This is a genomic window from Streptomyces regalis, from assembly GCF_001509475.1.
In the GTDB taxonomy this organism is placed as follows: domain Bacteria; phylum Actinomycetota; class Actinomycetes; order Streptomycetales; family Streptomycetaceae; genus Streptomyces; species Streptomyces regalis.
The window spans coordinates 46,453-56,626 of record NZ_LLZG01000365.1 but is presented as its reverse complement, the minus strand read 5'-3'; the positions used below and the strand labels follow the sequence as shown (position 1 = coordinate 56,626).

Genomic DNA, 10,174 nt, shown 5'->3' with positions numbered 1-10,174 from the left:
TGCGGTGCGAGTCGTGGGTCTCCAGCAGGATCCGTACGCCCATGTCGGCGGCGTACTCCGCGGCCGTACCGAGCCGCCGCGCGGCGATCGCGTCCGCCGGCTGCCGGCTCTGCTCGGGGTCGGCGCCGGGGAAGACGCGGACGAAGGGGGCACCGAGGTCGTGGGCGAGGTCGACGAGCCTGCGGACCTCCTCGATCACGGGCCCGTCGTCACCGGGTGCGGCCACGCGCGCGTACCCGGCCAGGCCCAGCACCTCGACGCCGGCGGCCTTGAACTCGGCCGCCACGTCGGCCCGTTCGGCGGGGCCGAGGCCCAGGTGCACCGGCTCCTCCGGGTGCGTGCGCAGCTCGACGCCGTGATACCCGTGCGCCGTCGCCAGGCGCAGCACGTCGGGGAGGGGGAGACCGGGGACGCCGAGGGTGGAGAACGCCAGTTTCATGCAACCCACCTTGCCAGGGAAACCGGGGGACGCCCATCCGGCCGTGCGATCGGGAGGCGGGGACGTCACTCCGGCGTGCCGTGCAGATTCAGGCGCCAGTCCTGGCCGGTCAGGTCCTTGCCGAAGGAGCGGTGGGCTTTCTCGGCGACGAGGACGAAGCCGTGGCGCTGGTAGAGGCGGCCGGCGGCGGCCAGGACGTCGTTGGTCCACAGGACGAGGTCGCGGTAGCCGACGCCGCGGGCGAAGTCGATGACGGCCCTGACGAGCCGGTCGCCGATGCCAAGGCCGCGGGCGTCGGGCTCGACCAGCAGCAGTCGCAGCCGGGCCGTGGCGGGCGCCTCGTCCCGTACGCACATCACGCAGCCCACCGGCCGCCCGTCCAGCTCGGCGATCCACACCCGCTCCAGATGCGGATCGTGATCCTCCGCGAAGTCCGCGACGATCCTCGCGACCAGCCCCTCGTAGTCGGCGTTGAAGCCGTACTCGGCGGCGTACAGCGCGGCGTTGCGCTGCACGATCCAGCCGAGGTCGCCGGGGCCGGGCTCGCGCAGCAGGACGTCCTCGCGGCGGGGAGGGCGGCCGTGGGACAGGATCGTGCGGACCGTCGTCATCGCCTCGCCGAGGCGCGGGCGCTCGGCGGCGGGCACGGTCGACAGCAGCGAGCCGACCGACTCGGTCGCCCGCTTCTCCAGCAGTTTGCCGGTCTCACGGCCGCGCGCGGTGAGCGTGACGCGACGGCGCCGGGGGTCCTCCCGGGAGGTCGTGCGCTCGATGAGCCCGTCCTGCTCGAACTTGTTCAGAATCCGGCTCAAATACCCGGCGTCCAGGGAGAGTTCGGCCCGCAGATCGGCCGCGTCGGTACGCGGGGAGTGCGCGAGCTCGTACAGGACGCGGGACTCGGTGAGGGTGTACGGGGCGTAGAGGTGGCGGCTGTAGTCGAGGGCGCCGATGACGTTGGTGTAGAAGCGGTTGAAGGCGCGGATGTCCTGGACGGTCATGAGCGTCGACCCCTGGATGGTTGCCTCGGATGGTTGACTCAGTCAGAGATACCGTCGGGTCAAGCGTAGGACGCCCGCGCCTTCGCTGCTAGTCCTCGGCGGCCGGCCGGTAGACGCACACCTGTACGCCCGTCTTCCCGGTGACCGTGGACACGAGCTCGAACGGCCGCTTCCCGCCGTCCTCGGGGAAGATCGACTTGCCGCCGCCCAGCAGCACCGGCATCACGACGAGCTGGAGCTCGTCGACCAGTCCCTCCTGGATGAGGGTGCGCACGAGGGTGGGGCTGCCCATCATCGCCAGGTCGCCGCCCTCGCGCTCACGCAGCTCACGGATCCGCGCGACGGCCTCGCCGCCCGGGATGCGGGAGGTGTTGTTCCAGGTCAGCTCGTCGTCGCCGAGGGTGTCGGTCACGACGTACTTCTTCAGGGAGTTCAGCCGGTCGGCGAACGGGTCACCGGCCCGCTCGGGCCAGGCCCCCGCCATCGTCAGATACGTACGGCGCCCGTACAGCAGCGCCTCGGCCTTCTCCAGCCCCTCGCTGAACGCGGGGCCGAGCACCTCCGGGTCGAAGTACGGGTGCGACCAGCCACCGTGCGCGAAGCCGCCGTCGGTGTCCTCCTCGGGGCCGCCGGGGGCCTGCACGACCCCGTCGAGGCTGATGAACTCGGTGATCACGATGCGCATGGGAGACACTCCTGGTTGTTGCGCGTGGGTACTGCTCGGGTGATTACAGCAGTGCAGACCGGGGTGGGGCCCGGAAATCATCGGCATCCGGTGCGCAACACCGCGTCGAGTTCGTGGCGGTCGCGCGCCTGCGCCGCCGTCGAGAGGCATAAGCGATGGCGCTCCCAACACCGTGACGGCAGCCTTGACTTCATGGCCCCGCATCCCGCTGCCGCCCCACCCGACGACTCCTGGCTCGGCCCCCCAATAGACGCCCGCCCCTTCTTCGCACCCGAGCACACCGCCCTGATCACCACCCTGCGCGCCCTGGCCCCGGCCGACTGGGCCCGGGAGGCCGTGCCCGGCTGGAGCGTCCGGGATGTCGCCGCGCACCTGCTGGGCGACTGCTACGGGCGCCTTGCCCGGCACCGCGACGGCCATCAGGAGGGGCCCGCCTTCGCGCCCGGCGAGACCCTGGAGGCGTACATCCACCGCGTCAATCAAGAGTGGGTCGACGCCCACCGCCGTGTGAGCCCTGCCGCGCTCACCGACACCCTGGAGCTGGTCGGCGGTCAGGTCGCCCGCCTCTTCGAGGGCACCGACCCGGCGGCGCTTTCGATCGGGGTCTCCTGGGCCGGGGTCGATCCGGCGCCGATGTGGCTGGACAGCGCGCGGGAGCTGACCGAGTACTGGACCCACCGCCAGCAGATCCGCCACGCCACCGGCCAGGACACCGACCCCGACCCGAGGCTTCTCTCCGTGGTCCTGGACACCTTCCTGCGCGCCCTGCCGCACACTCTGCGCGACACCCCCGCCCCCGTCGGCATCCAGGTCCAGGTGTGCGTGGCGGGCCCGGCCGGCGGAACCTGGACAGCCACAGCCCCCACCGCCGAGGGCAACTGGTCCCTGGCCGAGCCACCCGTCGCCCGCCCCTCCGCCCTCGTCCACCTGGACGCGGAGACAGCCTGGCGCCTCTGCGTCCGCGGTATCGAACCGGCCGACGCGCTCACCCGTGCCCGTATCGACGGCGACGCCCGACTCGCGGAAGCCGCCTGCCAGATCGTGTCCATCGTCCGCTGACAGGACAGCAGCACAGGCCGGCCCCCACCCCCAGGGGCTCTACTCCCGAGGCCCCCCGGAAGACCCCCGAACCATCAGCTCCCCCCGAATCGTCGCGATCCCCCCGGGCGGCGGCTCCTCCCGCCCCATCGCGATCCGTCCGGCCCGCGCCCCCGCGTCCGACAACGGCAACCTCACCGTCGTAAGAGAAGGCACCGCATCGATGCTGAACGGAAGGTCGTCGAACCCCGCCACCGACACGTCGTCCGGAATCCGCAGTCCCGAATCCCGCAGTGCCGCACACGCTCCCAGCGCGACGGAGTCGTTCGCCGCGACCACGGCCGTCAGCGACGGATCACGCCGCAACAGCTCCAGCGTCGCCTCGTAGCCCGACTGCCGGTCGTAGCGGCCGTAGACCGTCCAGCGCGGGTCCTCCTCGATGCCGTGCGCCTGGAGTGCGGCCCGGTGGCCCTCCAGCCGGTGCCGGGTCGTCGTGCGCTCCTCCGGGCCCGCGATGTAGCCGAGGCGTCGATGCCCCAGCCCGATCAGGTGCTCGGTCAGCTCACGTCCGCCCCCGCGGTTGTCGAAGGTCAGGGCGATCGCGCCGGTGTCCGGCGTCGGCGGCCGGCCGCACAGCACCACACGCGTCCCGGCGTCCGCCAGCTTCCGCAGCTTCGCCGCGACCGCCGCCGCGTGCGGGGCGTCCTCCACGGCGCCGCCGGTCAGGACGACCGCGGCCGCCCGCTGCCGCTGAAGCAGGGTCAGATACGTCAGCTCGCGCTCGGGCGAACCCCCCGTGTTGCAGACCACGGCCAGCCGCTCGCCGCCCGCCCGGCCGCCCGGGCCCCCGATCTCCAGCTGGATCGCGCTCGCCATGATCCCGAAGAAGGGGTCGGCGATGTCGTTGACCAGGATGCCGACCAGGTCGGACGTGGCCGCGGCCAGCGAGCTCGCGGGACCGTTCAGTACGTAGTCCAGCTCGTCCACCGCCCGCAGCACCCGCTCACGGGTGGATGCGGCGACGGGGTAGTTCCCGTTCAGCACGCGCGACACCGTCGCGGGGGAGACCTGGGCGCGGGCCGCCACGTCCGCCAGGGTCACCGTCATCTCGTCGTCCTCCGGTCGCGCATCTCGTCGTACCACCTCGTACGTCTCACCACGTGCTCACCATGTGGTCACGTGCTCACAGGACAGGGCCTGCGTCCTCGTAGACAGGCCGCCAGTGGCCACGGTTCCGTGTATGTCGAGCAGACCTTACGGCCAACAACCCCGGTTGTTCGTCCCCTCGAACAACTCAACCCCGTCACGGTCTTGTCTACACCGCTGCTCAGAGGCTAGCTTCTCATCAGATAGAAAGCGCTTGCTGTGACGCTCAACAGGGTAGGGGCGTACTCGGCGCGCACAACCGCGTACGAAACGCGCACGAACGCTGCGTACGACACCTACGAAGGGAACGACGTGACACGCAAGACGGTGCGTATCGCTATGAATGGTGTGACCGGGCGCATGGGCTACCGCCAGCACCTGGTCCGCTCCATCCTGGCCATCCGTGAGCAGGGCGGCCTCGACCTCGGCGACGGCACCGTGCTGTGGCCGGAGCCGATCCTGGTCGGCCGCCGCGAGCACGCCCTGAAGGCGCTCGCCGAGCAGCACGGCCTGGGCCTGGAGAACGTCTCGACCGACGTCGACACAGTCCTCGCCGACCCGACCGTCGACATCTACTTCGACGCCCAGGTCACCTCCGCACGCGAGGAGGCGATCAGGAAGGCGATCGCCGCGGGCAAGCACATCTACACCGAGAAGCCGACGGCCACGGGGCTGGAAGGCGCTCTGGAGCTCGCGCGGCTGGCCGCCGGCGCCGGCATCAAGCACGGCGTCGTCCAGGACAAGCTCTTCCTGCCGGGCCTGCTGAAGCTGAAGCGGCTCATTGACGGGGGCTTCTTCGGCCGGATCCTCTCCATCCGCGGCGAGTTCGGGTACTGGGTCTTCGAGGGTGACTGGCAGGACGCGCAGCGCCCGTCGTGGAACTACCGGGCCGAGGACGGCGGCGGCATCGTTGTCGACATGTTCCCGCACTGGGAGTACGTGCTGCACGAGCTCTTCGGGCGGGTCAAGTCCGTGCAGGCCATCGCCACCACCCACATCCCGCAGCGCTGGGACGAGAACGGCAAGCCGTACGACGCCACGGCCGACGACGCCGCCTACGGCATCTTCGAGCTCGACGGCGGCGCCATCGCCCAGATCAACTCCTCCTGGGCCGTGCGCGTCAACCGCGACGAGCTCGTCGAGTTCCAGGTCGACGGCACCGAGGGCTCGGCGGTCGCGGGCCTGCGCAACTGCCGTGTCCAGCACCGCTCCCTCACCCCCAAGCCGGTCTGGAACCCGGACATCCCGGCCACCTACTCCTTCCGTGACCAGTGGCAGGAGGTCCCGGACAACGCCGACTTCGACAACGGCTTCAAGGCCCAGTGGGAGCTCTTCCTCAAGCACGTCTACGCCGACGCCCCCTACCACTGGGACCTCCTCGCCGGTGCCCGCGGCGTCCAGCTCGCCGAGCTGGGCCTGAAGTCCTCGGCCGAGGGTCGCCGTCTCGACGTACCGGAGATCGCGCTGTGACCATCCAACTGCCTGATTTCAAGGGCGGGTTCAGGACGTACGAGCCCCGCCCGGAGCCGCTCGCCGTCACCTCCGGCGCGCCCCTCACCTCCCGTACGGTCTTCTCGGCGGCGCACGTCGTCGCCGACCCGTACGCCGACGTCTCGCCCGACTCGGCCGCCGCCGTCGACTGGGACGCCACCCTCGCCTTCCGCCGGCACCTGTGGTCCCACGGGCTCGGCGTCGCCGAGGCCATGGACACCGCCCAGCGGGGGATGGGCCTGGACTGGGCGGGCGCGGCCGAGCTGATCGCCCGCAGCGCCCGCGAGGCCAAGTCGGTCGGTGGGCTGATCGCCTGCGGTGTCGGCACCGACCAGCTCACCGGGCCGGCGTCCCTGGACGAGGTCCGGGCGGCCTACGAGGAGCAGCTCGCGCTCGTCGAGGAGTCCGGTGCGCAGGCCATCCTGATGGCCTCCCGGGCGCTCGCGGCCGTGGCGAAGGGTCCCGAGGACTACCTGGAGGTCTACGGCCACCTGCTGCGGCAGTCCGCCGAGCCGGTGATCCTGCACTGGCTGGGTCCGATGTTCGACCCGGCGCTGGAGGGCTACTGGGGGTCGAGCGACCTCGACGCGGCCACGGACACCTTCCTGGAGGTCATCGCCGCGCACCCCGACAAGGTGGACGGCATCAAGGTGTCGCTGCTGGAGGCCCAGCGGGAGATCGACATCCGCCGCCGCCTCCCGCAGGGCGTGCGCTGCTACACCGGCGACGACTTCAACTACCCCGAGCTGATCGCGGGCGACGAGAAGGGCTTCAGCCACGCCCTGCTCGGCATCTTCGACCCGCTGGGCCCGCTGGCGGCCGAGGCGGTCCGGGTCCTGGACACGGGGAACGTCGGCGGCTTCCGTGAACTGCTCGACCCCACGGTGGAGTTGTCCCGCCACCTCTTCCAGGCGCCGACCCGCTTCTACAAGACGGGCGTGGTCTTCCTCGCCTGGCTGGCCGGCCACCAGTCGCACTTCACGATGGTCGGCGGCCTGCAGTCGGCCCGCTCCCTCCCGCACTTCGCCCGCGCCTACGAACTCGCCGACGGACTGGGCCTGTTCCCGGACCCGAAGCTGGCCGAGGAGCGGATGAAGAACCTGCTCGCCCTGTACGGAGTGGCCCAGTGAGCACCGGACTTGAACGCTTCTCCATCAACCAGATGACGGTGAAGCAGCTGAGCATGCCCGAACTGGTCGAGGCCTGCGGCGAGTTGGGTGTGGCAAACGTCGGCTTGTGGCGCGAGCCCGTCCAGACGTACGGCCTGGAGGCTACGGCCAAGCTGGTCCGTGACGCCGGCCTGACGGTCACCACCCTGTGCCGCGGCGGCTTCTTCACGGCGATCGACCCGCAGGAGCGGGCGACGGCGCTGGACGACAACCGCCGGGCCGTCGACGAGGCGGCGACGCTGGGCACGGACGTCCTGGTGCTGGTGTCCGGCGGCCTGCCCGCCGGCTCCAAGGACCTGCACGGGGCGCGGGAGCGGATCGCCGACGCACTCGGCGAGTTGGGCCCGTACGCCGAGGAGCGCGGCGTGAAGCTGGCCATCGAGCCGCTGCACCCGATGTACGCCTCCGACCGCTGCGTGGTGTCGACCCTGGCCCAGGCCCTGGACCTCGCGGAACGCTTCCCGGCCCACCAGGTCGGCGTCACCGTGGACACGTACCACATCTGGTGGGACGACACAGCGCCGCAGCAGATCGCTCGGGCGGGGGCGGGCGGCCGTATCCACACCTTCCAGCTCGCCGACTGGACGACCCCGTTGCCGGAGGGCGTGCTCACCGGGCGCGGTCAGATCGGGGCCGGCGCGATCGACATGCGGGAGTGGAAGGGGTACGTCGAGGCGGCAGGTTACCGCGGGGCCATCGAGGTCGAGCTGTTCAACGACGGGCTGTGGGCGCGGGACGGGCGGGAAGTACTCGCCGAGACCGCGGCACGGTTCGTGGAGCACGCGGGCTGAGCGGGGGCTTCTGAAGGCATCCGGACACGGGCGTGGCGTCGCCCGTGTCCGGGGCCGGCGCGTGGGTCCTGGCGGCTGCCGTACTGCCCACGCCTTGGACGACCATCGGCCCCGGAACGATGAGCTTCCCCGCCCGGGCAGAGACGGGAGAGGGCAAGCTGGACCTCCTCATCGGCTGCATCAAAGAAGGTCCCGCAGAGTGAAGGACGCCGGACCTGGCGGGGCCGAGGCGGCGGCCGACGTCGTGCGATCCGGGGGCGGGCACCGGAGCCGTGCGTGGGGAGTGCGCAGGTGGTGCGAAGTGGGTGCGACCCCGTGACTACGGCTTGGCCGCACGCTTCGTGAGGACGGCCATGACCGCCGGCACCACCATCTCGACGACCTCGGACACGGCGGTGTGCCGCAGCCCCGTCCGCGCGGCGACCGCCTTCGCGACAGGCCTCGCCTCTTCGGCCAGGACACCGGCCATGAGACCGCCCGTCGCGAAGCCGCCCAGTGTGGCCACGCCGGTGAGCGGGGCCTCGTGCGGGGTCGCCACGGTCTCCGCCTCGCCGGACAGGGCCGACACCGTCGTACACACCATCTGCCGGGCGCCTGGCTCGTCGGTGCCCAGCAGTTCCGCGATGGCGCCGATCCGGTCGTCGCCGAGTTCGTCGAGCACGTCGTCCTGGAGGGCTGTGAGGGGGTTTTCGTCTACCTCTGACATGACTAAACGCTACGTCTGCCCCGATTCCTCGGCATGTCGAAGGGGCGCAGGGGTGGGCGCAGGGGTGCGCGAGGACGCCTCGGAAAAGAAATTCCCGGAGACCGTACAACCCTTCCCCCACCTTGCGGGTCGTACTTGGCATCAGGACTTCTGGAGGGGGATCTGGGGGGATCGCGGGGGTTCTGATGGGGAGGGAAACCCGAGGGGCTCGGTCGACGACCGAGCCCCTCGAAACGTTGCGGTCGGCAGGTCAGAAGAAGACCCCGCAGCGCAGCAGCACATTCGCGTACGGCCGCGCCTCCCCGGTCCGTACGACCAGCCGCGCCCCGGCCGACAGCTCCTTGAGCCGCTCGTGCGGGACCAGCTCCAGCCCGGGAAACTCGCCCTCCAGCAGCGCGGCCGCCGCCGGATTGGCCTCGCGTACCTCCTGCGCCGCCGTCGCGCCCTCCACCGCCAGCTCGGCCAGCAGACCGTCCAGCACCTCGGCGAAGGACGGCACCCCGGCCCGGAAGGCCAGGTCGACGACCCGGGGGCCGTCGGGTATCGGCATGCCGGCGTCGCACACCAGCACGCCGTGGCCGTGGCCCAGCTCGGCGAGGGCGCCGGAGAGGTGGCGGTTCAGGATTCCGGTTCGCTTCACTCGGACCCCCCGCGCCGACCAGTGCCGGGTGCGCTGTCCGACCCTCGGCCGGGGGTCCGGCCCGCGGCGGAGCCGCTATCGGATGCTGCGTCCCCCGGATTGGCACAGCACAGCGCGTCGACCTCCGCCGCCGTGGGGAAGGACTCCTGCGCGCCCTCCTTCGTGACGGCCGCCGCCCCGACCCCGGCCGCGTACGCCGCCGCTTCGGCCAGGGACGAGCCCGTCCCGAGCTTCCAGGCCAGCGCGGCCGTGAACGCGTCGCCCGCCCCCGTCGTGTCCACCGCGTCCACCTTCACGGACGCAACTCGCGTCACACCCTCCGCCGAGGCCACCAGCGCACCCTGTGCGCCGAGGGTCACGACCACCGAGCGGGGGCCCTTGGCGAGCAGGATCCGCGCCCAGTCCTCGGGGCTCTCGCCGACCGCGGAGTCGCCGAGGACGACCTTTGCCTCGTGCTCGTTCACGATCAGCGGGTCGCAGGCCGCCAGCACCTCGGCGGGCAGCGGGCGCGGCGGGGACGGGTTGAGGACGAAGCGGCTGCCGTCCGCCAGGCTGCGGACGACCTCGACGACCGTCTCCAGCGGGATCTCCAGCTGCGCCGACACCACCCGGGATGCCTGGAAGAGGCTCGCGGCGGCCCGTACGTCCTCGGGCGTGAGCCGTCCATTGGCGCCGGGCGAGACCACGATGCTGTTGTCCCCGGTCGGGTCCACCGTGATCAGCGCGACCCCGGTCGGCGCGCCGCCGACCAGGACGCCCACCGTGTCGACGCCGGCCGCCCGCTGCGAGTCGAGCAGCAGCCGGCCGTGCGCGTCGTCGCCGACCCTGGCCAGCAGGGCCGTACGGGCACCGAGCCGGGCGGCGGCGACCGCCTGGTTCGCGCCCTTGCCGCCCGGGTGGACGGCCAGATCGGAGCCGAGCACGGTCTCGCCGGCACCCGGCCGACGCTCGACGCCGATCACCAGGTCGGCGTTGGCCGACCCTACGACCAGGAGGTCGTAGTCGTACATGAGTTGCTCCCCTGTCAGGTCCCCGTAGTGACGTGAGGCGGGCGGATCCCGCGGAGGACTC

Annotated in this window: 11 protein-coding genes; 4 read left to right on the top strand and 7 right to left on the bottom strand. The window is 71.7% G+C overall.

Annotated elements, in window-relative coordinates; genetic code table 11:
• From ADL12_RS34065 to ADL12_RS34055, 3 genes are all read right to left on the bottom strand, one after another.
• On the bottom strand, positions 1-439 hold a 439-nt coding region (locus tag ADL12_RS34065), incomplete at its 3' end, for a sugar phosphate isomerase/epimerase family protein (protein ID WP_159053367.1).
• A 65-nt stretch (positions 440-504) separates the two neighbouring features.
• Positions 505-1,437, bottom strand: coding sequence for a bifunctional helix-turn-helix transcriptional regulator/GNAT family N-acetyltransferase (locus ADL12_RS34060; RefSeq protein ID WP_062709394.1), 933 nt, complete (start codon positions 1,435-1,437; stop codon positions 505-507).
• Between the two features lie 88 nt (positions 1,438-1,525).
• Entirely contained in the window at positions 1,526-2,122 is a 597-nt protein-coding gene (locus ADL12_RS34055; RefSeq protein ID WP_062709391.1) for a dihydrofolate reductase family protein, read from the bottom strand.
• 192 nt (positions 2,123-2,314) lie between these two features.
• Here ADL12_RS34055 and ADL12_RS34050 point away from each other — a divergent pair, with 192 nt between their 5' ends.
• Positions 2,315-3,181, top strand: coding sequence for a maleylpyruvate isomerase family mycothiol-dependent enzyme (locus tag ADL12_RS34050; protein WP_062709388.1), 867 nt, complete (start codon positions 2,315-2,317; stop codon positions 3,179-3,181).
• Positions 3,182-3,220: 39 nt separating this feature from the next.
• On the opposite strand, the gene ADL12_RS34045 is transcribed toward ADL12_RS34050, so the two are convergent.
• Entirely contained in the window at positions 3,221-4,267 is a 1,047-nt protein-coding gene (locus ADL12_RS34045; protein ID WP_062709384.1) for a LacI family DNA-binding transcriptional regulator, read from the bottom strand.
• A gap of 351 nt (positions 4,268-4,618) precedes the next feature.
• Between ADL12_RS34045 and ADL12_RS34040 the strand changes: the two genes are divergently transcribed.
• The 3 genes from ADL12_RS34040 to ADL12_RS34030 are packed head-to-tail and all read left to right on the top strand — an operon-like array spanning position 4,619 to position 7,757.
• A complete protein-coding gene (locus ADL12_RS34040) occupies positions 4,619-5,776 on the top strand; it encodes a Gfo/Idh/MocA family protein (protein ID WP_062709413.1) in 1,158 nt (385 codons plus the stop codon).
• Positions 5,773-6,927 (top strand): dihydrodipicolinate synthase family protein, encoded by a 1,155-nt coding sequence (locus ADL12_RS34035; RefSeq protein ID WP_062709380.1) that lies wholly within the window; start codon positions 5,773-5,775, stop codon positions 6,925-6,927. Before ADL12_RS34040 ends, ADL12_RS34035 begins: the two co-directional genes overlap by 4 nt.
• Positions 6,928-6,959: 32 nt before the next feature.
• Entirely contained in the window at positions 6,960-7,757 is a 798-nt protein-coding gene (locus ADL12_RS34030; RefSeq protein WP_062709416.1) for a sugar phosphate isomerase/epimerase family protein, read from the top strand.
• A gap of 319 nt (positions 7,758-8,076) precedes the next feature.
• Here ADL12_RS34030 and ADL12_RS34025 read toward each other — a convergent pair whose 3' ends face one another.
• From ADL12_RS34025 to ADL12_RS34015, 3 genes are all read right to left on the bottom strand, one after another.
• Positions 8,077-8,463 carry a DUF937 domain-containing protein gene (locus tag ADL12_RS34025; RefSeq protein WP_062709367.1) on the bottom strand — a complete coding sequence of 129 codons (387 nt, stop codon included), beginning with the start codon at positions 8,461-8,463 and terminating at the stop codon, positions 8,077-8,079.
• Between the two features lie 250 nt (positions 8,464-8,713).
• Positions 8,714-9,103, bottom strand: coding sequence for a D-ribose pyranase (gene rbsD, locus ADL12_RS34020; RefSeq protein ID WP_062709363.1), 390 nt, complete (start codon positions 9,101-9,103; stop codon positions 8,714-8,716).
• Positions 9,100-10,113, bottom strand: a complete 1,014-nt coding sequence (locus ADL12_RS34015) for a ribokinase (RefSeq protein ID WP_062709360.1) — start codon at positions 10,111-10,113, stop codon at positions 9,100-9,102. The genes rbsD and ADL12_RS34015 overlap by 4 nt, the downstream gene beginning before the upstream one ends.
• Positions 10,114-10,174: the final 61 nt, after the last annotated feature.

What these genes read in the sequence shown, in the direction of transcription:
- ADL12_RS34050 (WP_062709388.1), top strand. Translation starts at nt 2,315, where the DNA reads ATGGCCCCGCATCCCGCTGCCGCCCCACCCGACGACTCCTGGCTCGGC.
- ADL12_RS34055 (WP_062709391.1), bottom strand. Translation starts at nt 2,122, where the DNA reads ATGCGCATCGTGATCACCGAGTTCATCAGCCTCGACGGGGTCGTGCAG.
- ADL12_RS34025 (WP_062709367.1), bottom strand. Translation starts at nt 8,463, where the DNA reads ATGTCAGAGGTAGACGAAAACCCCCTCACAGCCCTCCAGGACGACGTG.
- ADL12_RS34060 (WP_062709394.1), bottom strand. Translation starts at nt 1,437, where the DNA reads ATGACCGTCCAGGACATCCGCGCCTTCAACCGCTTCTACACCAACGTC.
- ADL12_RS34030 (WP_062709416.1), top strand. Translation starts at nt 6,960, where the DNA reads ATGACGGTGAAGCAGCTGAGCATGCCCGAACTGGTCGAGGCCTGCGGC.
- ADL12_RS34045 (WP_062709384.1), bottom strand. Translation starts at nt 4,267, where the DNA reads ATGACGGTGACCCTGGCGGACGTGGCGGCCCGCGCCCAGGTCTCCCCC.
- ADL12_RS34015 (WP_062709360.1), bottom strand. Translation starts at nt 10,113, where the DNA reads ATGTACGACTACGACCTCCTGGTCGTAGGGTCGGCCAACGCCGACCTG.